The organism is Rhodococcus sp. 14-2470-1b (assembly GCF_002259415.1).
In the GTDB taxonomy this organism is placed as follows: domain Bacteria; phylum Actinomycetota; class Actinomycetes; order Mycobacteriales; family Mycobacteriaceae; genus Rhodococcoides.
Map to the genome: position 1 here is coordinate 1 of NZ_NPFY01000019.1, position 25,694 is coordinate 25,694.

At 65.6% G+C, this 25,694-nt stretch carries 26 protein-coding genes; 14 read left to right on the forward strand and 12 right to left on the reverse strand.

The features are described from left to right. Positions 1-23: 23 nt before the first annotated feature. Positions 24-1,199, reverse strand: a complete 1,176-nt coding sequence (locus tag CH293_RS14235; protein WP_255122859.1) for a lipase family protein — start codon at positions 1,197-1,199, stop codon at positions 24-26. 134 nt (positions 1,200-1,333) lie between these two features. Here CH293_RS14235 and CH293_RS14240 point away from each other — a divergent pair, with 134 nt between their 5' ends. The 4 genes from CH293_RS14240 (at position 1,334) to CH293_RS14255 (ending at position 7,421) form a co-directional block, all read left to right on the forward strand. Then, positions 1,334-2,905, forward strand: coding sequence for an MFS transporter (locus tag CH293_RS14240; protein ID WP_037112417.1), 1,572 nt, complete (start codon positions 1,334-1,336; stop codon positions 2,903-2,905). A 66-nt stretch (positions 2,906-2,971) separates the two neighbouring features. Beyond that, the gene (locus CH293_RS14245; protein ID WP_037112416.1) at positions 2,972-3,409 is read left to right on the forward strand and encodes an OsmC family peroxiredoxin; all 438 of its coding nucleotides are present in this window, start codon (positions 2,972-2,974) and stop codon (positions 3,407-3,409) included. A gap of 221 nt (positions 3,410-3,630) precedes the next feature. Beyond that, on the forward strand, positions 3,631-5,973 hold the full coding sequence (locus tag CH293_RS14250; protein ID WP_241483890.1) for a bifunctional diguanylate cyclase/phosphodiesterase: 2,343 nt from the start codon (positions 3,631-3,633) through the stop codon (positions 5,971-5,973). Between the two features lie 29 nt (positions 5,974-6,002). Further along, positions 6,003-7,421: a sensor domain-containing diguanylate cyclase gene (locus CH293_RS14255; protein WP_094720588.1), complete on the forward strand. Its 1,419-nt coding sequence runs from the start codon at positions 6,003-6,005 to the stop codon at positions 7,419-7,421. Here the strand turns inward: CH293_RS14255 and mhuD are convergent. Beyond that, complete coding sequence (gene mhuD / locus CH293_RS14260) at positions 7,374-7,682, reverse strand: mycobilin-forming heme oxygenase MhuD (protein ID WP_037112412.1); 309 nt, start codon at positions 7,680-7,682, stop codon at positions 7,374-7,376. The two genes, CH293_RS14255 and mhuD, sit on opposite strands and share 48 nt — an antisense overlap. 36 nt (positions 7,683-7,718) lie before the next feature. Between mhuD and CH293_RS14265 the strand changes: the two genes are divergently transcribed. Both CH293_RS14265 and CH293_RS14270 read left to right on the forward strand, forming a co-directional pair. After that, entirely contained in the window at positions 7,719-8,456 is a 738-nt protein-coding gene (locus CH293_RS14265) for an alpha/beta fold hydrolase (RefSeq protein ID WP_037112411.1), read from the forward strand. Positions 8,457-8,461: 5 nt separating this feature from the next. Next, positions 8,462-9,268, forward strand: coding sequence for an alpha/beta fold hydrolase (locus tag CH293_RS14270; protein ID WP_094720589.1), 807 nt, complete (start codon positions 8,462-8,464; stop codon positions 9,266-9,268). Here the strand turns inward: CH293_RS14270 and CH293_RS14275 are convergent, their stop codons facing one another. Next, entirely contained in the window at positions 9,269-10,144 is an 876-nt protein-coding gene (locus tag CH293_RS14275) for an A/G-specific adenine glycosylase (RefSeq protein WP_037112410.1), read from the reverse strand. It abuts the gene before it with no gap. Between the two features lie 103 nt (positions 10,145-10,247). Between CH293_RS14275 and CH293_RS14280 the strand changes: the two genes are divergently transcribed. Both CH293_RS14280 and CH293_RS14285 read left to right on the forward strand, forming a co-directional pair. After that, positions 10,248-10,871 (forward strand): carbonic anhydrase, encoded by a 624-nt coding sequence (locus CH293_RS14280; protein WP_037112472.1) that lies wholly within the window; start codon positions 10,248-10,250, stop codon positions 10,869-10,871. 78 nt (positions 10,872-10,949) lie between these two features. Next, the gene (locus tag CH293_RS14285) at positions 10,950-11,681 is read left to right on the forward strand and encodes a hypothetical protein (RefSeq protein ID WP_094720590.1); all 732 of its coding nucleotides are present in this window, start codon (positions 10,950-10,952) and stop codon (positions 11,679-11,681) included. Positions 11,682-11,684: 3 nt separating this feature from the next. Here CH293_RS14285 and disA read toward each other — a convergent pair whose 3' ends face one another. From disA to CH293_RS14300, 3 genes are all read right to left on the reverse strand, one after another. Continuing rightward, positions 11,685-12,782, reverse strand: coding sequence for a DNA integrity scanning diadenylate cyclase DisA (gene disA / locus CH293_RS14290; RefSeq protein ID WP_019663080.1), 1,098 nt, complete (start codon positions 12,780-12,782; stop codon positions 11,685-11,687). A gap of 116 nt (positions 12,783-12,898) precedes the next feature. Continuing rightward, the gene (gene radA, locus CH293_RS14295; RefSeq protein WP_094720591.1) at positions 12,899-14,308 is read right to left on the reverse strand and encodes a DNA repair protein RadA; all 1,410 of its coding nucleotides are present in this window, start codon (positions 14,306-14,308) and stop codon (positions 12,899-12,901) included. A gap of 44 nt (positions 14,309-14,352) precedes the next feature. Next, on the reverse strand, positions 14,353-15,063 hold the full coding sequence (locus CH293_RS14300; RefSeq protein WP_037112407.1) for a hypothetical protein: 711 nt from the start codon (positions 15,061-15,063) through the stop codon (positions 14,353-14,355). 399 nt (positions 15,064-15,462) lie between these two features. Between CH293_RS14300 and carD the strand changes: the two genes are divergently transcribed. The 6 genes from carD to CH293_RS14330 are packed head-to-tail and all read left to right on the forward strand — an operon-like array spanning position 15,463 to position 20,596. Then, on the forward strand, positions 15,463-15,951 hold the full coding sequence (carD, locus tag CH293_RS14305; protein ID WP_019663083.1) for an RNA polymerase-binding transcription factor CarD: 489 nt from the start codon (positions 15,463-15,465) through the stop codon (positions 15,949-15,951). A gap of 17 nt (positions 15,952-15,968) precedes the next feature. Next, positions 15,969-16,649 (forward strand): 2-C-methyl-D-erythritol 4-phosphate cytidylyltransferase, encoded by a 681-nt coding sequence (ispD, locus tag CH293_RS14310; RefSeq protein ID WP_094720592.1) that lies wholly within the window; start codon positions 15,969-15,971, stop codon positions 16,647-16,649. Continuing rightward, positions 16,646-17,110, forward strand: coding sequence for a 2-C-methyl-D-erythritol 2,4-cyclodiphosphate synthase (gene ispF / locus CH293_RS14315; RefSeq protein ID WP_094720593.1), 465 nt, complete (start codon positions 16,646-16,648; stop codon positions 17,108-17,110). The genes ispD and ispF overlap by 4 nt, the downstream gene beginning before the upstream one ends. A gap of 23 nt (positions 17,111-17,133) precedes the next feature. Beyond that, the gene (cysS, locus tag CH293_RS14320) at positions 17,134-18,549 is read left to right on the forward strand and encodes a cysteine--tRNA ligase (protein WP_094720763.1); all 1,416 of its coding nucleotides are present in this window, start codon (positions 17,134-17,136) and stop codon (positions 18,547-18,549) included. After that, complete coding sequence (gene rlmB / locus CH293_RS14325) at positions 18,549-19,538, forward strand: 23S rRNA (guanosine(2251)-2'-O)-methyltransferase RlmB (RefSeq protein ID WP_037112400.1); 990 nt, start codon at positions 18,549-18,551, stop codon at positions 19,536-19,538. The genes cysS and rlmB overlap by 1 nt, the downstream gene beginning before the upstream one ends. A 56-nt stretch (positions 19,539-19,594) precedes the next feature. Continuing rightward, positions 19,595-20,596: an iron-siderophore ABC transporter substrate-binding protein gene (locus tag CH293_RS14330; protein ID WP_255122860.1), complete on the forward strand. Its 1,002-nt coding sequence runs from the start codon at positions 19,595-19,597 to the stop codon at positions 20,594-20,596. A gap of 16 nt (positions 20,597-20,612) precedes the next feature. Here CH293_RS14330 and CH293_RS14335 read toward each other — a convergent pair whose 3' ends face one another. The 6 genes from CH293_RS14335 to CH293_RS14360 form a co-directional block, all read right to left on the reverse strand. Next, a complete protein-coding gene (locus CH293_RS14335; protein ID WP_094720595.1) occupies positions 20,613-21,458 on the reverse strand; it encodes a biotin-dependent carboxyltransferase family protein in 846 nt (281 codons plus the stop codon). After that, complete coding sequence (locus tag CH293_RS14340; RefSeq protein ID WP_094720596.1) at positions 21,455-22,057, reverse strand: allophanate hydrolase subunit 1; 603 nt, start codon at positions 22,055-22,057, stop codon at positions 21,455-21,457. The genes CH293_RS14335 and CH293_RS14340 overlap by 4 nt, the downstream gene beginning before the upstream one ends. After that, positions 22,054-22,815 (reverse strand): LamB/YcsF family protein, encoded by a 762-nt coding sequence (locus tag CH293_RS14345; protein ID WP_094720597.1) that lies wholly within the window; start codon positions 22,813-22,815, stop codon positions 22,054-22,056. Before CH293_RS14345 ends, CH293_RS14340 begins: the two co-directional genes overlap by 4 nt. A gap of 73 nt (positions 22,816-22,888) precedes the next feature. Continuing rightward, positions 22,889-23,764 (reverse strand): metal ABC transporter permease, encoded by an 876-nt coding sequence (locus CH293_RS14350; RefSeq protein WP_037112390.1) that lies wholly within the window; start codon positions 23,762-23,764, stop codon positions 22,889-22,891. Continuing rightward, positions 23,761-24,582 carry a metal ABC transporter ATP-binding protein gene (locus tag CH293_RS14355; protein ID WP_094720598.1) on the reverse strand — a complete coding sequence of 274 codons (822 nt, stop codon included), beginning with the start codon at positions 24,580-24,582 and terminating at the stop codon, positions 23,761-23,763. The genes CH293_RS14350 and CH293_RS14355 overlap by 4 nt, the downstream gene beginning before the upstream one ends. 38 nt (positions 24,583-24,620) lie before the next feature. Next, entirely contained in the window at positions 24,621-25,619 is a 999-nt protein-coding gene (locus tag CH293_RS14360) for a metal ABC transporter solute-binding protein, Zn/Mn family (RefSeq protein WP_094720599.1), read from the reverse strand. Positions 25,620-25,694: the final 75 nt, after the last annotated feature.

Consider the following 25,694-nt stretch of genomic DNA (forward strand, 5'->3'; position numbering starts at 1 on the left):
GGCCGGCCGGGGGTGGGCCGGGATCAGCGCGCGAGACGGCCCGCAATCCATGGCATGACGTCGCCGTAGGCGATCAAACCGCCGGGGGCGTGGTTGACGCCGGGCACCGGGACACGGGGGATCGGGTATTCGATGTAGGTGAGGTCGGTGAATCCGGCTGCTGTCCAACGATCTCGGAGTGTCCGACTCTGCTGGATCGGTACGGTGTCGTCGGAGACGGACTGTGACAGCAGAACAGGGGCGCTCGGAATCCCGTATCCGACGGTGTTCGCGCGCATCAACGATGCTGCGGGCTCTTCGGCGAGCCGTGTCGTGAGGGGGCGGCCGTCGGAGGTGAGGTCGGCCGACCGGAGAAGTCGGTTGGCGGCGATATCCGTCGAGCACCAGTTCTGTGATTGGTCGAGGAGGGCCTGACCGTTCGAATTCAATTGTGAGCGGAGCTGTTCTGCGTGTTCAGGGTGTGCGTTGATCAGTCCTCCGACCGCGTAGAGCAGTGCAGGTGCCAGCGGCGTGTTGTCGAGGTTGTCGATGTTGAGCGTCGGATCGGCCGGTGGCGCACCGACGTACGAGCCCCGGACGTCGAGTTCCGGCGCGTACGACGACGCCAGTTCTGCCGCGGCTCCCGCGGCGTGGCCGCCTTCGGAGTAGCCGAACAGGACGATAGGTGCGCCTGAGTCTGCGGCGCCGACCCGTGCGACGTCCAGCAGGGCGTGAGCTGCGTCGACTCGTTCGAGGTAGGTGTGCCCGCCCGGGGTTCCGAGGCCCACGTAGTCGGTGGCGGCGACGGCGTATCCGGCGAGGAGGAGCGGCAGGACAGCGGGGGAGGACCCGACGGTTCCCAGCACTGCCGAACCGGCGCATCGGTCGGCCATCCCGGATGTTCCCGGGGCGTAGGCGATCACGGGCCTCGGCCCTGGCCCCGGCCAGGGTGCGGTCGGTGTCATCGTGTATCCGGAGACCGCCGTCGGATGACCCTGAGTGTTCGTGGTGCGGTACAGAATTCGGTCGATATCCAGGCCGAGTCCGTCGCCGAGCGGCGGTCCGACGCGGATCGATCGGACTACTTCGCCGTCTGCCCGCGTGGCGATGTCGGGAACGGGTGCGGAGTAGAAGTCGGTGAGTGGATCGGCCTGAGCGGGGGCCGCCCCCAACGAGGTCACGAGGAGGGCGATGAGCACCGTGCACCGGATTCGAGTCACAGCCGTCACCGTAATGCGGACGGACCGAAGTCGCAGGCCAACGACGCGCCCATTCTTGCAAGCGAGAGGGGCGGCAGAACTTCGCACCCAACAGGTGAGGCGTACGCCATGGGCGATGCGTTTGACTGACGGGCGTGCCCCTCGACTCGAAGCCGGCCCGCGCCGGACTGGTGTTGTTCGTCCTGATCCTGGTCGCCGCCGTGGCGAACTTGAATCTTGCCGTTGCGAACGTGGCGTTGCCGGAGATCGGTCGGGACTTCGACGCGAGCCAGACGCAGCTCAACCTGATCGCCGTTGCCTATTCGCTCGGGCTGGCGGCGTCGGTGCTGTATCTCGGCGCGCTCGGTGACCGCTACGGCCGCAAGATGCTTCTGGTGCTGGGCATGGCGTTGTCGGTGCCTGCCTGTGTGATCGCTGGATTCGCGCCGAACTTCGAGGTGCTCTTCGGCGCACGACTTCTGGGCGGCGTGTCGGCGGGCCTGGCCTATCCGACGACGCTGGCCTTGATCACGGCGTTGTGGTCGGGGCCGGCGCGGACCAAGGCCATTGCACTGTGGTCCGCACTGGGCGGTGCCCTGTCCGCACTGGGGCCGCTGCTGTCCGGGGCGCTGCTCGAGAAATTTCACTGGGGTGCAGTGTTTCTCGTGACGCTTCCGCTGGCCGGACTGGCGTTGGTGCTGGCTGCCGTGCTCGTACCGTCCCATGTCAACGAGACCACCGACCCGGTGGACAACCTCGGCGGCATGGTGTCCGTGGTGTTCATCGCGGCGCTCGTGCTGAGCATCAACTTCGCGCCGGTCGACGGCAAAGGGACACTCGCGATCGGGCTAGGGGCGATAGCCCTGGCGGCGGGAGCGGTGTTCGTGCTGCGGCAGTCACGTGCCGAGTTCCCGCTGTACGACCTGTCCATCGCTCGCCGCAAGACCTTCTGGGCGGCAGCGCTCGCGGGCATCATCGTCTTCGGATCGCTCATGGGGGTCATCTTCGTCGGGCAGCAATTCCTGCAGAACGTGCTCGAGTACTCCACTCTGCAAGCTGGGGCGTCGACGCTTCCCGCGGCTGCCGCCATGGTTCTCGTCGCACCCCAGTCGGCGAAGCTGGTCGAGTCGAAGGGGTCGAGGTTCACGCTGCTGCTCGGCTACCTGTTCATCGTTCTCGGTCTCGTCGTCGCGTGGGCGACGTGGAAGGAGAACGTCTCGTACCTGTTCGTCGCGTTGAGCTACGTGATGCTCGGAATCGGCGTCGGGTTCGCCGGTACCCCGGCGTCGCGCTCGTTGACGGGGTCGGTGCCTGTCGATCGGGCAGGAATGGCGTCGGGAACGGCGGATCTGCAACGCGATCTGGGCGGCGCGATCATGCAGTCGACGCTCGGGGCCCTGCTGACGGCGGGCTATGCCGCGTCGTTGACGTCCGCGATCGCGAATTCGCCGCAGGCGAGCCAGGTAGGTAGCGAGACTCAGTCGATCCTGACGAAGTCCTTCTCGTCCGCGGCCGACATGGCCGAGCGGTATCCGCAGTACGGCGATCAGATCATCGACGCCGCGAGGCAAGCGTTTCTCGACGGTGACCAACGGTCGTATGCGGCTGCGATCGCGGTCGTGGTCGTCGGTGCCGTCCTCGTGTTCTTCGCCTTTCCTCGTCACGACGAGGAGAAAAAGCTTCTGGCTCACTATCATTCCCAGGACAGCGAGAGTCGGCAGGAATGAATCGCTAGCCTGGAAGCGTGCGGCCCTGCCGTCCGGCCGGGCGCATGTCGAGAGGAGTCAGACGCTATGCCCACACGTACTTCGCGCACTGCATGGAACGGAACTCTGGAAGCCGGTTCGGGTCAGGTGGAGCTCACCAGTTCCGGTGCAGCAACGTTCGACGTCTCGTTTCCCAAGCGTGCTGCCGAGAACGCCGACGGCACAACCAGTCCGGAAGAGCTGATCGCTGCGGCGCACTCGTCGTGCTACGCAATGCAGCTGTCCGCCCTCATCGCGGAGGCGGGTGGCACGCCGCAGAGTCTCGAGGTCAAGGCCGAGGTCTCTCTCGGACCGGACAACCCAGGGTTCAAGCTGACGGGGATCGTGTTGACCGTTCGTGGTGAGGTCGACGGCCTCGACGCCGAGGGCTTCGCGAAGGCAGCGCAGGCCGCGAAGGAGACATGCCCGGTCAGCAAAGCTCTCACCGGTGTGGAGATCACCCTCGATGCGGCGCTCGAGTCCTGACGGCCGACTACAGAACGAAAACGGGCTGATCGCCCGAAATTGTGACCTGTCACTGCCGAAGTAAGGGAGGCTAGGTAACCTTCCAACCGTCGTGTCTGAGATCCTGGACAAGTCGAGCAATCCGACGGGCAAACGGCTTCGAATGTTGGTCGTACGCCTGACGCGATTCGAACAAACGGACACGACGGTGGTTGGGGACCCGGAAAGGACTCACTCGGGGCATGAGGTGGTCGAGTTTCCTGTCGGTAGGGCTGGTGGGTACCGGCGTCTACCTGTGGCTGCCGAGCGGGTTGCCCAAGATCTTGGTCTACGCGCTGATCACCGCCGCCTGCGTCACATTGTTCGCTTGCGTCAACAAGCATCGGATCCTCGCCAATAGAACCACCTGGTTCTTCCTGCTCATGGGCCTCGTGGCGTGGGGTCTCGGCGACCTGATCACAGCGGTGTACTTGCTGGACGGCCATACCGTGCCGATGGTGTCGCCGGCCGACGCTGCCTACCTCGTCGGACACGCGGCATTCATCGTCGGCGTACTGGCAATCCACGACGACACGGGCCACCGCGTTCTCCGGTTGGAGGATGCACTGGAGGGGCTGATCGTCGCCACCGGTGTGGGGCTGGCGGCGTGGATCTTCGTCGTCGGCAGCCGCCCCGACATTGCCCTCGGATTCGACGTTTTCGCCGAGTACTGGCCCGTGGTGGTCTACACGACCGCCGACGGGTTCGTCGTCTCGTTGCTCGTCATCCTGCTGTTGTCCAAGAGGGCGCGAACACTGCCGTTCGCGATGACGGCGGCGGGGTTCGGGACGTTCGCGGTGTCGGCCTGGATCAACTTCGTCGCCGTCGAGAGGTTCGAGTTCCGCGACACGAGCGTGGTCAGCGCGGGGTGGCTCATCGGGTACATCCTCCTCACATCGGCAGCGCTGTATCCGCCGCAGAGGCTCTGGACGGTGCCCGACGACCAACCGAGACGAGTCATCGAGCGCACACGTCTCGTCGGACTCAGCGCCGGAATCCTGATGTCGCCTGTGGTGATGGGCATCGAACTCGTGCGCGGTGTGCCGGTCTCCGAGTGGGGGTGGGTCGTGTTCGGCTCCTCGGTGCTCGCCGTCGTGCTGGTCGCGGCCCGCATGGCATGTTTCCTCGCGACGCTGCGCAGGCAGGCCGAAGCCTTGTCCATTGCCGCGGTGTCGGATCCAGTGACGGGGTTGGCCAACCGTCGCCACCTCGAAGAACTTCTCGACCGCTCACTCGCCGACGCCGGTACCTGCGGTGTCGTCGTGTTCGTCGTCGACATCGACCGCTTCGCTCAGATCAACGAGACCTTCGGCTATCCGGTCGGGGATCGCGTGCTCCGTGAGATCGGCCAGAGGTTGTCGGCGGCAGCGGCGAGCGATTCGGTCGTCGGGCGTCTCGGTGGCGATCAGTTCGTGGTGTCCATGGCCGCGGACCGGTTGGTCGTCTCCACCTCGGCGGCAGCGGATCATCTTCGCAGCGCAGTGAGCGAGACGATGTTCGTTCGCGACATCAACGTGGCTCTGGATGCGACGGTCGGCGTCGTCGAGTCCTCGAAGCTCGCCGTCGTCGACGCCGAGGCACTCCTCCAGCACGCCCACGTCGCGCTCACCTTCGCCAAGCACGGTCACGAACGCTCGTCGCTGTACAGCCCGGCGATGGACTCCGACCGCCACGACCAGATGCGCCTGCTCGGGGAACTCGAAACCGCCATTCGCGAGCGCCAACTGCGGGTGTTCTTTCAGCCGTGCATGAATCTGAAGAACGGCCGGATCTCGGGAGTCGAAGCGCTACTGCGGTGGCAGCATCCGCGCGAGGGCCTCATTTCGCCCTGGTCGTTCCTCCCCGACGCGGAGCGCTCCGGCTTGCTGCCCTCGATCACCGCCTACGTCCTCGACGACGCGCTGGAATGCTGCAGCACCCTCCGCCGATCGCGGTCGGACTTCCGTGTGTCCGTCAACCTCTCGGTCCGCAACCTGCTGGACGCCACTCTGGTGGAGAACGTGGCCACCGCCCTGCAGTCCCATGGGGTTCCTGCATCGGCGGTTCAGTTCGAGGTCACCGAGACCACGGCCATGACCGACCCGCGTCGTTCCGTGGATTCGCTCATCGCTCTACGGGATCTGGGTGTCTCGCTCGCCATCGACGATTACGGAACCGGCTACAGCTCGCTGGCCTACCTGAGATCGTTGCCGGTCCAGACCCTCAAGATCGACAAATCGTTCGTCACGGCCATGAACAGTCAACCGACCAATGCGTCGATCGTGCGGTCGACCATCGATCTCGGACGTAGCCTGGGAATGACCGTCGTCGCGGAGGGCGTCGAGGACGCCAAGACTCTCGACCGGCTGCGTGCACTCGGATGTGACGGAGCACAAGGGTTCCACATCGGGCATCCGGTCCCCGAGGAAGAACTGGAGGCCTCGATCGAGCGCATCGAGCGTCTCGTCGAGGTCGGCCGACCGAGCTCCGAACCACCACAGTCACGGCCCTCGCCATCGGCTTCTCGCGTTGCGAAAGCCATCGGATCGGCAGCGAATCGAAACTGAACATCGAGGAGCCACAGGTCCCGGACTGGGTGGCCGAATTCGCCGCGATTGCCGAACGTTCGCCCGACGCGATGTACCTGCGGGGCGCGGACGGTGATGTGGCGTACGTCAATTCGGCCGGGTGGCAGCTCATCGGGGCGGGGTCGACCGGCGTCGAGTTCCGGGAAGCGCTGCGCGTCGCCGACGATGTGGACCCGGTCCTGCGGGCGATCGGTGCAGGTGGAGTCTGGACCGGAGACAGTGTCCTGCGGAACGTGAGTTCCGGCGCCGACATCCCGGTCTGGGTATCGGCGTTCGTCGTCACGGGGCGACATGCTCGCACGCCTGTCGTGGCTGTCGTCGCACGTGACCTCCGGGGACGGTTCGACGTCGAGTGCCGCCTTCGAGAAGCCGTCGCGGACGCCGCTGCCCATGCACGCGAGCAGCGGACCGTCGCAGACCTGAGTCGAACCGCGTTGACTGCCGGTCGGTCTCGTATTCTCGGCGAGGCGACCGACGCTGCCGCGGCGCTCGCGGGGATGGAATGCGCCGTCATTTTCGAGCCCAGCTCTCCGGATCGTTCCGAGTTGCTGGCTGTGTCCTACTCCGGTCCGAGCTCCCCTCCGGCCTCGATTCCGTTGTCCCGCTTGTCTCATGCGGGACTTGCCTTGCGCTCCGGCGTTCCGGTCACGTGCGCGGACCGGGACTCTGAAACCAGATTCCCGACGGATTTCATGGTGGCACGAGGTGTGTGCAGCGGTGCCGCCGTGATCATCGAAGGATCGGATGAGCCGTGGGGTGTGCTCGCGGTGTACAGCGCGGAGGCCGGGGATTTCAGCGACGGGGAGCTGGCCTACCTGCAGACGGTCGCGGGTGTGGTGTCCGCGGCCATGCGCAGGCAGGACCTGGAGACGGAACTGCGTCGTCGGATAGCGCACGATCCGTTGACCGGTCTGGCGAACAGGGTGCTCGTGCGTCAGCGCATCGCAGACGTCCGGGTCAATGGAAATCCCTGTCCGATAGCGGTTCTGGTGGTCGATCTGGACAATTTCAAGATGATCAACGACACCCTCGGTCATGCGGTCGGTGACCGAGCGCTCCAGTTCGTGGCGACTCTTCTCGCCGATGCCGTCGATCCGGGGGACACCGTGTCCAGGTTCGGCGGCGACGAGTTCGTCATCCTCCACCTGGGACCCGATCCTGTGGGTGTTGCGATGCGCATCCTCGAGGGACTCGCGGTGTCGTTCGGTATCGACGGCTTCGACATCACCGTCGCGGCCAGTATCGGCATCGCGGTGGACGAGAACTACACCGCCGACGCCGACGACCTGTTCCGGCGCGCCGACTCGGCGATGTACACCGCGAAGAAGTCACGAACGACCGGGTACGCGGTGCACGGGCAGTCGGACCCCCGGCACATCTCAGCGCTCGGGAGTCACGTCCAACACGACCTCGAATTCGAGCAGTGAGGCACCCGAGGCGACCGGCTTCGCGCGTTCACCGGAATGAGCGGCCCTGGCAGGTCCCGACGCCCACTGCTGAAAGGCGTCTTCGGTCTCCCACTGCGTGACGACGAAGTAGCGGTCCTCGCCTTTGGTGGGACGGAGAAGTTGGAAGCCGAGGAAGCCGGGTGAACCCTCGACGGCGCCTGCTCGTGCAGCGAAGCGCTTCTCCAGCTCGGGGCCAGCGCCCTCGGGAACCTCGATTGCGTTGATCTTGACGACAGCCATGACGCCAGATTACCTGCGCGGCTACCATCGTCTTCGATGCTGCACGACGAGGGTGGAGACGGCCCGCCGATACTGCTGCTGCACGGGCTCATGGGCAGCTCCGGGACATGGCGGCGCGCCCTTCCCTGGCTGCGCGCACTCGGCCATGTTCATACGTACGACGCTCCGGGGCACCGGCGTCCGCCGCCGTCGACGCCCACCACCGAAGCGTTCGTCGAGGATCTGGCCGCGCACGCCGAGACTCTGGGCGGGGCAGCGGTGATCGGCCACTCGATGGGCTCCCTGCACGGATGGTGCCTGGCCGCTGCCCGGCCGGAACTGGTGACGGCTCTCGTGGTCGAGGACATCGCGCCGGACTTTCGTGGCAGGACGGCCGACGCCTGGGCCGCGATGATCAGGAACTGGCCGCAGCCGTTTCCGACGGAGGCCGCCGTCCTCGACTACTTCGGGGAGGTGGCGGGACGATACTTCCTGGATTCGTTCGCTCGGCGAGCCGACGGGTGGTACCTGCACGGTGAGGTAGCGACGTTCGAGGCCATCTCGTCGGAATGGGGAAGGCGGGACTTCTGGGCGGAGTGGGAAGCCGTCGACGTGCCGTCGTTGCTTCTCGAAGGTGAGTTCGGAATCACACCCGACGGGCAGATGGCCGAGATGCACGCGCGGAACCCGAAGTCCGAGTACGTATTCGTGCCCGGCGCGACGCACTTGATTCACGACGAGTCACCGCAGACCTACCAGGAGGCGGTGACGAGCTTCCTGACCGCACTACGATGACGCGAATGTCGTCGGCGAAGCTCAACGGAATCGAAATCGACTACGAGGTCACGGGCTCCGGCCCCCTCGTGGTCCTGGTGATGGGAACCGGCAGCCCGGGGCGAGTGTGGAAAGCGCATCAGGTGCCCGCGCTGGTGACGGCCGGCTTCCAGGTCGTCACGTTCGACAACCGGGGGATCTCGCCCACGTTCGAGGCAGGCCGGCCCATGATGCTCGACGATCTCGTCGCCGACACGGCGGCGCTGATCGAGCATCTCGGGGGCATGCGGGCACGCGTCGTCGGTACGTCGATGGGGGCGCGCGTGACACAGGAGCTCGCGCTCGCCCGCCCCGACCTGGTCTCCCACGCCGTGATGATGGCGACGTACGGGCGGTCGTCGACGATGCAGAAAGCGTGGTCGCAGGCGGAACGCGATCTGTACGACGCCGGGATCACGCTCCCTGCGTCCTACCGTGCGGCGATGACAGCGATGAACAACTTTTCTCCCGCAACCCTGCGGAACGAGCAAGCGATCGCGGATTGGCTTGCCGTGCTGGAATTCTCGGCAGGGCAGCCGACTGCGGGCCGACGCGCACAGATCGGGCTGGAGATGCGCGCGGGCACCGAGCGGCTGACGGCGTATCGCAAGATCACCGCGAGATCGATGGTCATCGGATTCGCCGACGACCGACTGATCCCGGCACACCTCAGCCGTGAAGTGGCACAAGCAATTCCGGGAGCACGCTACGAGGAGATCCCGGACACCGGGCATTTCGGCTACCTCGAACGGCCCGACGTCGTCAACGCGGTCCTCGCGGATTTCCTTCGCTGATCAGCCTTCGCCCGCCAGACAGAACAGACCGGACTCGGTCTGTTCGACCAGACCGTCGAGCAGCAACGAATCCAATGCCCTGTCGCGCTGACCGGGATCGGTGAGCCAGACGATGTCCAACTGCGCACGTTCCACCGGGCCGGAACTCTCCCGCAGCACGGCCATCAGTTTTCCGCGGACCTGTCGGTCCGTGCCCGCGAACTTCTGCACCTTCTTGGCCGGACCGGTGTAGGCCGGTCGTCCCGCGTCGATCCACGAACAATTCGGCAGTGGGCACAGCAGACAGGCTGGGTTCTTCGCCGTGCAGATCAGCGCGCCGAGTTCCATCAGCGCCGCCGAGTAACGCGCTGCGCGTGCCCTCGGCCGAGGGAGCAGGGCGTCGACATCCGCGAGATCACGCGTCGTCGACGGATTTCCCGGCTCCGCCTCGCCGTGCACAGCACGGGCGACGACACGACGAACGTTGGTGTCGACGACCGGGACTCGCTGGCCGTAGGCGAAACAGGCGACCGCACGTGCGGTGTACGCGCCGATGCCGGGCAGCCCCAGGAGAGTGTCGACGTCGGCGGGCACTACGTCACCGTGCTCGGACGCCAGGACCGACGCGCACTCGTGCAACCGCAGCGCCCGACGCGGATAGCCGAGCTTGCCCCAGGCCCGCAGAACCTCGGCTTGCGATGACGCCGCCATCTTCGACGGAACGGGCCACTTCCGAACCCATTCCTCCCAGATCGGCGCGACTCGTGACACCGGAGTCTGTTGGAGCATGATCTCGCTCATCAGTATCTGCCAGGCAGTCACGCCGGGCCGACGCCACGGCAGATCCCGTTCCTCGGCATCGAACCAGTTCAGCAGCGCTGTCGTATCGATGGGCACCTGTTCTCATCAGCCTTTCGTCCGCGCGACGGTCCGGTCGACGGACGGGCCGACGAGGGAACCTGACTCGCCGGTAGTCGGCGATCCATGCACAATGACGTACATGCCTGCCTCCAACCCAGCATCAGCATGGAAGTCTCTCAAAGAGGGTAACGAGCGTTTCGTCGCCGGCGCCCCCCTGCATCCCAGTCAGGGTATCGAGGACCGCACCCGACTCGCCGACGGTCAGAGCCCCCGCGCAATTCTGTTCGGCTGTGCGGACTCTCGCGTCGCCGCGGAAATCATCTTCGATCAGGGTCTCGGTGACATGTTCGTCGTCCGTACCGCTGGTCACACCGTCGACTCGTCGGTGCTCGGTTCGATCGAGTACGGCGTCGCAGTGCTCGGCGCGCACCTCATCGTCGTCCTCGGCCACGACAAGTGCGGCGCAGTCAGGGCCACCACCGACGCACTCGATTCCGGTGACATCCCCGGCGGTTACATCCGCGACGTCGTCGAGCGCGTCACGCCGTCGGTCCTGTCGGCCAGGCGCGACGGATACACCGACGTCGACGATTTCATGGCCCGCCACGTCGAGGAAACGGGCAATCTGCTCATGCAGCGGTCCCGAATCATCGCGGAAAAAGTCGAATCGGGCGAAGCCGCCATCGTCGGACTGACCTACAAGTTGTCGGAGGGAAGTGCCCGCTTGCGGGAGGTCATCGGCGACATCGGCGAGAAGCCCTGACGGCAAATACCCAGGTCCGACGCGACACGCCGTATGTGCTTGCGGGATGGCTGAGCTACCGCCAATTACGGTAGTTCTGTGTTGCAACCAACCGGGCCGCTGCCTCCCGAAATCTATTGGCGTCGTCGCGCACTCGCCATCGGTGCCGCCGTCGTCGTGCTCGGTTTGATCGTGTGGTTCATCAGCTCGCTCGGTGGTGGTGACGACGATCAGCAGACCCAGCCTGCGGGTGTCGTGTCGAGCGCGAGCCCGTCGACCACGACCCCGTCGTCGACGAGCTCGCAGCAGCAGGCATCCGCTTCGGACGGCGGCTCGGGTGGTTCGGGTGGATCCGGCGGCTCCGGCGGCGGCACTCCCGCGTCATCGGGCGCCTCGGGAACTTCCGCGGCTCCCGCGGCGGATCTCCCGGTCGCCGCCAATCAGTGCGCGGATCAGAGTCTCGCGATCAAGGCGACGCCGGACAAGGCGACGTACCGAATCGGCGAAGAGCCCGGATTCACCGTCGTCATCACCAACATCAGCTCGACGGAATGCCAACGCGACGTCGGTGCCGGTCTGCAGCAGGCCCTGGTGTTCACCCTCGACGATCAGCGAATCTGGTCCAACACTGACTGCTTTCCGGACGCCCAGTCGGATCTGCGGTCCTTCAAGCCGGGTGAGCAGGCAGGGTTCACGGTCAAGTGGTCGGGAACCAATTCGGTTCCCGGTTGCGGTGAGGAACGCGTCCCCGTCGGTGCCGGTTCCTACAAGGTGATCGCTCAGCTCGGTGAACTGCGCAGCTCGCCGGAGCCTTTCAACATCACCACGTAGACGTCAGTCGAACGGCCCGGCGATGGAGGATTCGGCCAGTCGCGACAGGCCTTCTCGAATGTGCCGGGCCCAGAGGCCACCGATGCCCTCGACCGATTGCAGGTCGGCGGCAGTGGCCGCGAGAAGCCCCTGCAGTGTGCCGAAGGATGCGACCAGGCGGTGGATCTGGCTGAACTGCAGACGCGGTACTCGCGTCAGCACTCGGTAGCCGCGCGGGCTCATCGGAGTGTCGAGGGCCTCTATCGTCGCGGGGTAGCCGAACGCACGCGCCAACGTCGTCAGGTCGAGAAGATCGACGTCGGTCAGCTTGTCCAGAGCGCCGAGAGCACGCTCGACAGCTGCCGTGCCTGCAGGTTCCGTGCCTGCCAGGTAGTCCCGAACGACGAGTTGACGGTCGATGTCGTTGTCTCCGAGCAGCTCTTCCAGCTGTAGGGCCAATTGCCTTCCGTCCGTGCCGAGTTCGAGAACGTTCTGTTCGATCTCCACCGATACGCGTCGCACCATCTCGAGCCTCTGTGCGACGGTCAACGCGTCCCGCAGCGTCACGAAATCCTCGATCTCGACTACCGACAGTTGCCGGGTGTTGTCGTCGAGACGTGCTTTGTAGCGTTCGAGTGTCGCGACGGCCTGGTTGGCGCGCGATTGAATTGTCGCGGAACCTTCGACGACATGCCGGATACCGGCGACGTAGACGCTGACGATGCTCATCGACTGGCTGACGGAGACGACCGGGTAGCCGGTCTGCATCGCGGTTCGCTCCGCCGCGCGGTGCCGGGTACCGGATTCCACGGTCGGGATCTTGTGATCGGGGACCAGCTGAACGTTGGATCGTACGATCCGCTTACCGTCGGTGGACAACACGACGGCACCGTCCATCTTCGACAGTTCCCGCAGCCTCGTCGGCGCGAACTCGACGTCCAGTTCGAACCCGCCGTCGCAGATGGCTTCCACTTCGTCGTCGTACCCGAGCACGATCAGCCCGCCGGTACGGCCTCTCAGGATGCGTTCGAGCCCGTCACGCAGCGCAGTGCCGGGGGCAAGGCGGGCAATGGTCTCCCGGAGCACGGGGGACGTCGGCTCGCCGCGTGTCGAGTCGGTCATGCTCATCCCCTCGTCGATGTCGGCGTTCACGGATGCAGGGGTGATGCGTGTCCTGCAGGAAAGAGGTTACGGGAGCGGGAGTGGAGCCTGCGGAATGACCCGAATTTGCGTGCCTACTAGCGAGAGCGGGGACGGACGGAGGTCAGGGCGTCGGCGAGGTTGGTGACTGTTCTGACTTTCATTCCGGCGGGCATCGGGTCGTCGTGTGGAGGGGTGATGGCGTGGGTGAAGCCGAGGCGTGCCGCTTCGGCGAGTCTTCGGCCGAGGCCGGACACGCGGCGGATCTCGCCTGCGAGGCCGACTTCGCCCAGGATCACGAGGCCGGGATCGAGTGGCACGTTGTTGACGCCGGACGCGACGGCGGCGGCCAGGGCCAGGTCCACGGCGGGTTCGGTGGTTTTCATGCCTCCGACCGTGGCGGCGTAGACCTCGCTCTTGGCGATCTTGAGGCCGCAGTGTTTCTCGAGGACCGCGAGGATCATTGCGACGCGGGCGGAGTCGAGGCCGCTGACGGCGCGTCTCGGTGACGGCATGTGGGTTTCGACGACGAGTGCCTGCAGTTCGGCGAGCAGGGGGCGCTTGCCGTCCATGGTGACGGTGACCGCCGTGCCTGCGACGGATTCCGTCCGGTGGTGCAGGAACAGCCCGGATGGGTCGGAGATGCCGACGATGCCCGTCTCGCGCAGTTCGAAGCAGCCGACCTCGTCGGATGCGCCGAATCTGTTCTTGACGCCTCGGATCATCCGCAGGGTGGAGTGTTTGTCGCCTTCGAAGTGGAGGACGACGTCGACGAGGTGTTCGAGGGACCTCGGTCCTGCCACCGCGCCGTCCTTGGTGACGTGACCGATGAGCAGTACCGCGACTCCGGTCGTCTTGGCGAGCGAGGTCAATGCACTGGTGATGGCGCGTACCTGGGTGACTCCGCCGATGACTCCGTCGACATCGGCGGCGAGCATCGTCTGCACCGAGTCGACGATGAGCAGGCTGGGTTTGACCTGCTCCACGTGCCCGAACACCGTGGCGAGGTCCGATTCGGCGGCGAGGAACACGCGTTCGTGGACAGCGCCGGTGCGATCGGCACGCAGACGTACCTGCCCGGCGGACTCCTCACCCGTCACGTACAGGGCACGCCTGTCCTCACCCGTCCGTGCCCACCGATGCACGACCTCGAGAAGCAGCGTCGATTTTCCGACGCCCGGCTCGCCGGCGAGCAGTACGACGGATCCGGGTACGAGCCCGCCCCCGAGAACCCGGTCGAACTCGCCGATGCCGGTGGAATTGGCCTGGGACGTCGTGCTGCTGATCTGGGTGATCGCGGCAGCGGGCGACGTCGGGATCATCGGCGCGAGCGTCGAGCGTGTGTTCCCGGCTCCGAGGCCGGACGCGCCTGCTCGGCTGGCGACGGGTGCGAGGACCGTGGCCTCGTCCATCGAACCCCAGCTACCGCACTCCGGGCAGCGCCCCACCCACTTGGCGACGGTGTGGTGACAGGCCGAACAGCGGTAGTTGGACTTCAGTTTGGCCACGGGAGAAGACTAGAGGTGACCACCGACATCGAATTCGTCGAAGATCAGTTGTTGCCGTCCGCGCCTTCTTCGACCTGAGTCTCGACGACGCTCTGCTCCGCTTCCGCAGCTTCGCCGTGCAGCTCCGCCTCGACGGGGGACTTGTCGGAGACGTTGCGCTCGAGGACCTGACCGGCGTCGACCGGAACGAGAAGCTCCACGTCGCCCGCGTCTTCGAAGGTGAAGGTGATCGGAACGGTCAGGCCCGGGCGAACTTCCTCGCCGATGCCGTTGAGTTCGACGACGATGAACTGGAGCGGGATGTCGGGGTTGGTGGCCTCGTTGTCCACGGGCGTACCGGCGCCGAGTGCGGTCAGGGGCGCGATCTCGGTGCCACCCGGCTCTTCGCCGACGGTGATCGACGACGCGGCGGTCGTGGAGATGCGCGTCAGTGTGTCTGCGTTTGCAGGGCTGTTGTTGACGGCGATGAAACCGAGCTCGACCTTGCCGCCTGCCTCGATCGAGTACTCCTCGGTCTGCGGGTAGACGACGTGGACGTTGCGCAGCGAGATGTCACCGATATCGGCGGAGTTCCCGTTGACGGCGGACACCTGCGTCGCCGTCTGCGAGATCTGGCCTGCGCCGCACGCGGACAGTGCAAGTACACCGCCGGCTGCGAGGGCGACAACGGCTGCCAGTCGCTTTCCGGGGCGTACCGCAGGCTCCAGGCTGGTACTGGTCTTCGGGTTCGCGGTCGCAGCAATGAACGCAGTCACTTCGTCGTCCTCCAGGTGTGGCCGGTGTCGATGGCGCGGGCGAGGCGGCTGCGTCGTTCAGCCGATTCGTCGGGTCCACTAGGCAGAGTAGTAGTCAGCCCGCGGCGATGGATCGCTGGGGCGCGAACACGCTGTCCGATTGTCGACGTATCGGCGTGTCGGCGGGTGTCGATCGCATGCTCAGGGCGGTGAGAAAGCGCTGCTCCGTGTCGTCTGCGCCACATGATGGAGGGAGGCGAATCGGGGGTCGAGACCGGAGCCCGCGGGGCGACTCGAGACGCCCGCACTGCACGTCCGGACGCCCATGTCAACCCCTGCCGAGTCGGCTCTGCGCCCCTGACCTGCGCCGTTGATCCGGGCGCGTGGTAAACTGGGAAAATCGAAAGGGGCACGGGACACATGATTTTCAAGGTCGGAGACACCGTCGTTTACCCCCATCACGGAGCGGCGCTGATCGAAGCGATAGAAACCCGCACCATCAAGGGTGAACCGAAAGAGTATCTAGTTCTCAAAGTAGCTCAGGGCGATCTCACCGTTCGAGTTCCTGCAGACAACGCCGAATACGTCGGCGTTCGCGACGTAGTAGGACAAGAAGGACTGGACAAGGTGTTCCAGGTTCTTCGTGCGCCACACACCGAAGAGCCCACCAACTGGTCCCGTCGATACAAGGCGAACCTCGAGAAGCTTGCTTCGGGCGACGTCAACAAGGTTGCCGAGGTCGTTCGTGACCTCTGGCGGCGTGAGCAGGATCGTGGATTGTCCGCAGGCGAGAAGCGCATGCTGGCCAAGGCCCGTCAGATCCTCGTCGGAGAATTGGCTCTGGCCGAGGGAACCGACCAGGCCAAGGCGGACACCATGCTGGACGAAGTACTCGCCGCAGCATCCTGATCGCCAGCGACATCACGGTGACAGGATCCACCACGGGTTCCGTCGTCGCACTCGTTCCGGCGGCGGGGCAGGGCCTACGTCTACAACAGGGCCTGCCCAAAGCTTTCGTGACAGTGGGTGGCACCACACTTCTTCGACGTTCGGTCGACGGCCTGATCGCATCAGGATCCGTCGACCGAATCGTCGTGATGGTGCCCGAAGAACTGGTCGAGCACACACGTGAACTGTTCGCGGACGTCACCGTGGTTGCCGGCGCAGCAGAACGCACCGACACCGTCGCCGTCGGACTGAAAGCCGCCGAGGGCGCGGACATCGTGCTCGTACACGACGCTGCCCGCGCACTGACCCCGCCGTCACTGATCGCACGCGTCGTCGCCGAGGTGCGAGCAGGCCGCGGCGCCGTCGTACCCGCACTTCCGGTAGCCGACACCATCAAGACCGTCGATCTCATGGGCGCGGTTCTGGGTACCCCCGAGCGCAGCGGACTGCGCGCGATACAGACGCCACAGGGATTCCGTGCCGACATTCTGCGCCGCGCCTACGCCGAATTCTCCGGCATCGCCACCGACGACGCAGGCTTGGTGGAACGTCTGGGCGACACCGTCCACACCATCGTCGGTGACGCTCTTGCATTCAAGATCACCACTCCGCACGACCTTCTTCTTGCGGAAGCCATCGTCGGGCGGGAGAACTCATGAGAGTCGGGATAGGCACCGACGTCCACCCCATCGCGAAAGGCCGACCGTGCTGGCTGGCGGGCCTCGAGTTCGCCGATGCCGACGGTCTGGACGGGCACTCCGACGGTGACGTTGCTTCGCATGCGTTGTGCGATGCACTGCTGTCCGCAGCTGGACTCGGTGACCTGGGCTCGGTGTTCGGCACCGGCCGCCCGGAGTGGGACGGCGTCAGCGGAGCAGCGATGCTGACCGAGGTCCGACGCTTGCTGACGGAGAACGGATTCTCCATCGGTAACGCTGCCGTGCAGATCATCGGTAACAGGCCCAAGATCGGCCCTCGGCGGGTGGAGGCACAGGAAGTGTTGTCCGCGGTGCTCGGGGCACCCGTGTCGGTATCGGCGACCACCACCGACGGTTTGGGATTGACCGGTCGCGGCGAGGGAATTGCCGCCGTCGCGACAGCACTTGTCATGAGCGAGTAAATGCACCGGTAGGATTGCTGGTCGTGACCCTTCACCTGTACGACACCGAGACGAGGGCCCTGCGGGAATTCTCCCCCTTGGTCGCTGGCCATGCTTCGGTGTACCTGTGCGGGGCAACGGTTCAGGGTGAACCACACATCGGCCACGTTCGTAGCGGCGTCGCGTTCGACGTCCTGCGTCGCTGGCTGTCGGCGCACGACTACGACGTCGCATTCATCCGCAACGTCACCGACATCGACGACAAAATCCTGAACAAGGCACGCGACGCGGGCCGTCCGTGGTGGGAGTGGGCCGCGACGTTCGAGCGGTCCTTCACGTGGGCGTACGACAAGCTGGGTGTGCTGCCGCCGTCGGCAGAGCCGCGCGCGACCGGGCACATCACGCAGATGATCGAACTGATCGAGCGTCTGATCGCATCCGGTCACGCCTACGCCGCCGACGGTGACGTCTACTTCGACGTCGTCAGCTTCCCTGATTACGGTGCACTGTCCGGCCATAAGCTCGACGACGTCCATCAGGGCGAGAGCGTCGGTGCAGGCAAGCGGGATCCTCGCGATTTCACGCTGTGGAAGGCCGCGAAACCCGGTGAGCCGTCGTGGCCGACGCCGTGGGGTCGCGGTCGGCCCGGTTGGCACCTCGAATGCTCCGCGATGTGCGAGGCGTACCTCGGCTCCGACTTCGACATCCATTGTGGCGGACTGGATCTGGTGTTCCCGCACCACGAGAACGAGCGTGCCCAGAGCAAAGCGGCCGGTGACGGCTTCAGCCGGTACTGGCTGCACAACGGGTGGGTGACGATGGGCGGCGAGAAGATGTCCAAGTCGCTCGGCAACGTGCTGTCGGTACCCAACGTACTCAAAAATGTTCGGCCGCAAGAGCTTCGGTACTACCTCGGCAGCGCGCACTACCGGTCGATGCTCGAGTATTCGGACAACGCATTGCAGACCGCAGCGGTCACGTACCGAGGCATCGAAGGGTTCGTCAAACGGACTGTCGAACGCGCAGGCGATGTTCCGCTCGGAACGTGGACCGAGGACTTCGCCGCGGCATTGAACGACGACCTCGGAGTGCCCAAGGCTTTGGCCGCCGTCCATGCGACGGTCAAGGCAGGCAACAGCGCCCTCGAAAGCGGCGACCTCGTAGGCGCGGTCGAGCAGGCTTCGAAAGTGCGGGCCATGCTGTCGATCCTCGGCGTGGACCCGCTCGATGCACACTGGTCGTCGGAGGCAAGCGACAACGACGCGGTCGTCGGTGCGCTGGGTGTGCTCGTCGATGCAGAGTTGCAGCGACGCGCGCAGGCGAAGATCGACAAGGACTGGCCGACGGCGGACGCGATACGCGACCGCCTCGCCAAGGCCGGGATAGATGTGACAGATACCCCGGGCGGGCCGGAATGGACCGTCGGGACAACGAGCAGTACCGACGAAGCAGGGCAGTGATGGCAGGCAATTCCAGTAGGCGCGGCGCAGTACGCAAGTCAGGCACCAAGAAGGGGCAGGTCGCCGGATCCGGTGGCAACCGTCGCCGGGGCCTCGAAGGGCGTGGCGCGACCCCTCCGGCCGAGGCCAGGACCAAGCATCCGGCGTCGCGCAGAGCGAAGCTCGCGGACAAGGCCGCCCAGAACAGCGGCGGCAGGAACGGTGGCGGTCGCCAGAGTGGTGGACGCGTTGCCAGCCGCAAGAACGACGACGGACCCGAGGTCGTACTCGGCCGCAACCCCGTCGTCGAATGCCTCCGCGCCGGCGTCCCCGCCACAGCGCTGTGGGTGGCCGTCGGAACGGACAGCGACGAACGACTGAAGGAAAGCGTTCAGCGTGCGGCCGACGCCGGCATCTCCATTCTCGAGGTGCCGCGGTCGGACCTGGACAAACTGAGCGCCAACGGTCTACATCAGGGCCTGGCCCTGCAGGTGCCGCCATACCGCTACGCGCACCCCGATGACCTCATCGGCAACGCTCGCGCTCAGCAGGAACCCGCACTGCTGGTTGCCCTCGACAACATCACCGACCCGCGAAACCTCGGTGCTGTCGTCCGGTCCGTCGCCGCGTTCGGAGGCCACGGCGTCGTCATTCCGCAGCGCCGAAGCGCAAGCGTGTCCGCCGTCGCGTGGCGCACCAGCGCCGGTGCCGCAGCCCGCCTGCCGGTCGCGCGCGCAACCAACCTGACGCGCACACTCAAGGACTGGCAGACCAAGGGCGTCACCATCGTCGGCCTCGACGCCGAGGGTGACACCACGCTCGACAACTTCGACGCCAGCGGCCCCGTCGCCATCGTCGTCGGATCCGAGGGCAAGGGGCTGTCCCGTCTCGTTCGCGAGACGTGCGATTCCATCCTGTCCATCCCGATGGCCGGGCCGGTGGAGTCCTTGAATGCCTCCGTGGCGGCCGGAGTCGTGCTGGCCGACATCGCACGGCAGCGCAGGCTTTGACCACACGGCTCTGAGCAGACTGGTAGGTTAGGCACACCTTAGAGAGGGTGTGTCGAATGATGTCGAAGAAGTCACGGCTGTTCGCCGGTGTCGCGACGGCCGGGCTGTTGCTCGGATCGGTCGCATGTTCGTCGGAGTCCGCTCCCGATGCGGCGGGCGACACCAGATCCGTCGTCCACAAGCTGGGTACCACCGAGGTACCCGTGGACCCGGAGCGCATCGTCACCGTCGGGTACTCGGATCAAGACACTCTGCTCGCATTCGGTGAGGTCCCGGTCGGAGTCACCGACTGGTACGGCGACTATCCGGATGCGACGTGGCCGTGGGCGCAGGATGCCCTCGGCGACGCACACCCCGAGGTGTTGAACCGGGGCCAGTTCACCGGTGCAGCCAACATCGATTTCGAGGGCATAGCGAAGCTCGAACCGGACCTGATCATGGCGCAGTACATCGATGTGAGCACCGACGCCTACGCCAGGCTTTCGGAGATCGCACCTACGGTGACGGGCTCGCCCGACTATCCGGATTTCGGTATGCCATGGCAGGAAAGCGTGCGTCTCGTCGGCGACACGCTGGGCGAGGCCGACAGAGCTGCTGAGCTCGTCACGAGCGTCGACGCCGAACTCAGCGAGCAGCGAGAGGCCCACCCCGAATTCGAAGGAAAGACGGTAGCGGTGGTCGAATCGGGTGAGCCTGGCTCGTTCTGGGTGCGGTCACCCAACGATCAGCGATCCCGCCTGCTCACCTCGCTCGGATTCGTCATCCCGCAGCAGATCACAGACCTTGCAGGGGATCTGGATGCATTCGAGATCAGCACGGAACAACTCGGGATGCTCGACCTCGACGTCCTGGTGTGGAACACCGGGAGCACCGAAGGCACGAGCGACCGGATCAGAGCGACACCCACCTATCAGGTGCTGAACGTGGCCAAGGACGGGCGGGACGTTTTCGTCGACGACCCCATCGTCTCCGGCGCCCTCACGTGGGGCACCGTCCTCAGTCTTCCGTTCGCGATCGACGCGCTCGTCCCCGAGTTGGCGGCTGCAGCGTCGAAGTGATAGTCACGCCGAGCCTCTATCGAGAACTGAAGCGCACCGAGTCGCCCGGCCGTAGCTGCCCCAGCCGCGGAAGGTCGGCGTCGCGCACCACGCCGATCACCGGGTAACCCCCGGTGACGGGGTGGTCGGCCAGGAAGAGGACGGGTTTGCCGTCCGGTGGCACCTGCAGAGCCCCGATCACCATTCCCTCGCTGGGCAGTTCAGCGGAGTCGGTGCGTACCAGTGCGGTGTCGGCTTCGAGTCGTACGCCGACACGATCGGCGTCTGCGGTCACGGTCCACTGCTGCTCGAACAATACCGACGGATTTTCGAACCAGTCCGCGCGTGGACCCGGTACGATCCCGATCGGCCCGGATGATCTGACTTGCGGCGCCAGTACTGTTGCCGGCCAATCGGATACGTCGTCGCCGATCGCCAGGATGGTGCCTGTCTCGATCGGCGGAGGTCCCAGGCCTGACATCGTGTCGGTCGAGCGGCTGCCGAGAACCTTCGGGACGTCGACGCCACCGCGCACGGCCAGGTAGGTCCGAAGCCCCGACGTCGGTGTGCCCAGGCTCAATTCGTCACCGTCGTTCAGAACGAGCGTGCACTCCATGCCGTCTGCGATGCCGCCGACCGTCACCGGGCACCCCGCACCGACGACGGCGACGACGACTTGTCCACGCGCCCGCACTCGGAGGCCGCCGAAGGTTGCTTCGAGGGTGGCGGCGTGGACGGTGTTTCCGACGAGGCGGTTTGCGGCGTCGTGTGCTGCCCGGTCGGCCGCGCCGGACCAGCCGACGCCCATTCCCGAATGCCCGGGCCGACCGCGATCTTGGACGGTGCACAGAGGACCCGGTGTGAGGACTTCGAGGGATGTCACCGTTGTTCGAACCGAACTGTGACGCCCGGCCGGAGCAATGCAGGTGGATCACGATCGACGTCCCACAGCACGGCGTCGGTTCGGCCGATCAACTGCCACCCGCCCGGCGAACTTCGTGGGTACACGCCGGAGAATTCACCGGCAAGTCCGACGGACCCGGCGGGCACCGTCGTACGCGGTGTGGTTCTCCGTGGCACGGTCAAGCGGTCGTCCTGACCGACCAGATAGCCGAATCCCGGTGCGAAACCGCCGAATGCGACCGTCCACGTCTGCTCGGTGTGAGCCTCGACGACCTCGGCGACCGTCAAGCCGGTGACCTCGGCGACGTCGCCCAAGTCCTCGCCGTCGTAGGTGACGGCTACCACGACGGTGTCGGTATCGTCCTCGATCTCCTGGGCGGATGGTTCTGTGCTGCGAACCCAGGTGAGTACGGCGTCTCGATGTCCGTTGTGTCGGATCAGAACTGTGGTTGTTGCGGGAACGAGGTCTACCACCGAGTCGATCCGTGATGCGGCCAACGACCGATAGTTCGCCATGGCGTCGGCGAGATCTGTGTATTCGACGAGCACTGCCCGGTCCCCGGCATCGCGGACGATCATCGGACGAACGCAGCGACGTCGATGTCGTTGTCGGACAGTATCTTCTGCACGGCTACCGTCATCTCGACGGCGCTGGGAGAGTCCCCGTGGACGCACACCGATTCCGCGTCGATCCGTACGGTGGACCCGTCGATCGCCTCGACCGTGCCCTCCTGCACCAAGCGCAGCACTCGCCTCGCCACTTCGGTGGGATCGGACAGGACCGCACCGGCTTCTCGCCTCGACACCAGTTCTCCCGACGGTGTGTACGCGCGGTCCGCGAACGCCTCGCTCACCGTGCGAAGCCCGGCCTGGCTCGCCTCCTCGAGGAACATCGAACCGGGAAGCCCCAGAACCGGAAGCGCAGGATCGTAGGTGCGGACGGCATCGACGACGGCGCGCGCCTGCTCACGATGGCCGACGATCGCGTTGTACAGCGCACCGTGCGGCTTGACGTAGGAGACAGCGGAACCCGCGGCACGAGCGAGACCGTCCAGGGCGCCGATCTGATACAGCACATCCGCGATCAGATCGGCCGGTTCCATGTCGACGAAACGCCTGCCGAAGCCGGCGAGGTCGCGATACCCGACCTGAGCGCCGATGCGTACTGCGTTGTCGACCGCGGCCCGGCACGTCGCCAGAATCGTCGTCGGGTCACCCGCATGGAAACCACACGCGACGTTCGCGCTCGTGACGAGGGCCAGCATGGCGTCGTCGTCACCGAGCTTCCACGTGCCGAAGCTCTCGCCTAGGTCGGAATTCAAATCGATGGAAGGCATCGTGGACGATTCTATGCGGCCCGAGGTGACCGAACGGCACATTCGCTCCGAGGTTCAGGACCGGTGAACCGGATCAGACGAGAACGCGCCCCGAGTTCGACTTTCGACGAGAGCCGACAGCTCGGCAGACCAGGTAGATCACGAACGAGATGGTGGTGACGAACGTCGAGACGGGCACACCGGGAGCGAGCGACAGCAGGATTCCGCCGACGGCTGCGGTCTCGGCGAACAGGATCGACAGAATGGTCGCCTTCAGCGGGCTCGCCGTGACGCGGGCAGCAGCAGCGGCGGGCGTGATCAGCAACGACAACACCAGAAGTGCTCCGACGATCTGGACGCCGAGCGCACAGGCGACACCGACGAGCACCGCGAACACGACCGACAGTGCACGCACCGGGACGCCGCGAGCCAGGGCGACTTCCGGGTCGGTGCTGGCGAACAACAACGGGCGGTAGACGACGGCCAACACGATCAGCACGACGACCGCGCAGATCAGCAGCAACTGCAGGCCGCTCTGCCCGACGCCGACGATCTGGCCGATGAGGAGCGAGAAGCTGGTTCCGGTTCGTCCTGGGTAGAGCCAGATGAAGAGAACCGACAATCCGAGACCGAAGGACATGATGACGCCGATGACGGAGTCGCGGTCGCGTGCCTTGGACCCCAGCAGCGCGAACATCACGGCGGCGACGACGGAACCCACGATGGCGCCGAGCCCGACGGTGATGCCCACCAGCAGTGCCGCCGATGCTCCCGTCAAGGACAGTTCACTCGAGCCGTGGACGGCGAACGCCCATTGCCTGCTGACGATGAGTGGTCCCAGTGCCCCGGCGAGAAGTCCGAGGATCGCGGCCGCGATGAGCGCCTGCTGGACGAAGTCGTACCCGAGCAAGTTGGCGGTGGAACTGAAATCGAGCATCTTCGAGAAGGCGTCGACGACTTTCTCGTTCATGAGACGTCCTCGGTCGGTGGGTGATGCGCACCTGCGGAGCCGAGTGCGTCGATGGAGTCTCCCGTTCCGACGACGACGAGGCGCCCGCGGACTCGCAGAACCTCGACCTCGGTGCCGTAGAGCTCGGAGAGAACGTCGGTGGTCATGACCGTCGACGGTGTTCCGATGCGGAATTTGCCGTCGACGATGTAGACGATCCTGTCGACGAGGGGAAGGATCGGATTGATCTCGTGGGTGACGAACAGGACGGCGGTGTCGTGCTCGCGGCGTCGGCGATCGATCAGCTCGGACACCAGGCGTTGGTTGGCGAGGTCGAGGCTGAGGAGCGGTTCGTCGCACAGCAGCACCGACGGATCGCCGACGAGTGCCTGGGCGATGCGGAGCCGTTGCTGCTCGCCACCGGACATCGTTCCGACGGGTGCTCCGGCGAACGCGTTCGCGTCGACCTGGTCGATGGCGGACTGGACGATTCGCTTGCGTTCACGCATTCCGCGAAAGCCGACGCCCCATCGATGCCCGTCCCATCCGAGCCCGACGAGATCGCGTCCACGCAGCGGCAACCCGTCGTCGATGCTGCGTTGTTGTGGGACGTAGCCGACGCCGGACTGGCCCCGACGGACGGGTGACCCGCCGATCGTCGCGGTGCCCGACGACAGATGATTCTGACCGAGCAACACCTTGAGGAGCGAGGTTTTCCCCGACCCGTTGGGGCCGAGGATCGCGACGAATTCACCTGGCTCGACCTCGAGGTCGAGGTTCTGCCACAACGTGCGGTCGCCGAACGACAGCCCGGCGTCGCGCAGTTCTACAGCAGACATGGGGTACAGCTTTCCAGCACCCGGGTGGTCAGGCCCACTCAGGATGCACTGAGTGCGGCTTGCAGATCCTCGGCAGCTTTGGTCTGCCACTGGATGTATGTCTGGCCTTCCGGCAAGGTCTCGGTGACCTCGACGACAGGAATGTTCGCGGCCTCGGCCCTCGAGCGGATGTCCTGGGTGACTGCGTCCTGCGTCTGGATGTTGTAGATCAGAACGTCGACGCTGTTGGACGTGAAGAGATCACGTGTTGCGGCGATCGAGGCTGGGGACGGGTCGTTGCCCTCTTCGATGGCGTCCTTGAAGTCCGCGGGTGTGCGATCGTCGAGGCCCGACTCCTCGACGAGGTAGTGCGCGATCGGCTCGGTCTGCGCGACAGGTGCATCGGGGTGATCGGCAGCGATCTTCGCGGTCACGTCGGTGATGGCGTGAACCTGATCGTGGAACGACTCGGCGTTCGCGGTGTACTGCGCAGCGTTGTCCGGATCCAGCTGTGCGAGCTTCTCGGCAATGGATTCTGCTGTGGCAGCGGCAACTTCGGCGTTGTACCAGACGTGCTCGTTGACCTCGCCGTGGCTGTGGCCGTGCTCGTCCTCGGTAGCAGCCTCTGCGGCGGCGGGCTCGTCCTCATGGGTGCCCTCGCCTTCGTGGCCGTGTTCTTCTCCGAGCAGGTCGAAGGCGTTGACGCTCGGGACGTCCTTGCCTTCGGAGGACAGGATGTCGTCGATGAATTCGTCGTATCCGCCGCCGTTGTAGACGACGAGGGAGGCCTCGGCGACCTTGGCTGCGTCACCGGGTGACGCCTCGTAGGAGTGCGGATCGGCCGACGGGTCCGCGATGATGGAGTCGACGGTGGCGAGGTCGCCTGCAACGGCTTCGGCGACACTGCCCCACACGTTGGTCGACGCCACGATGGTGACGGGGCCGTCGATCTCGGTGGCGGGAGCGGAGCCGGTGGACTCCGTGTCGGAGCTGCACGCGCTGAGCGCGAGGGCGGCTGCACAGGACAGACCGACGAGAGTAGTGGCGGTGCGACGCATGGGGCACTCCTTCGGAGTGGATAATCAGATGCAATTGGAAACGGTTACCGTTGTATTCTAGCTTCGCGCACGTCA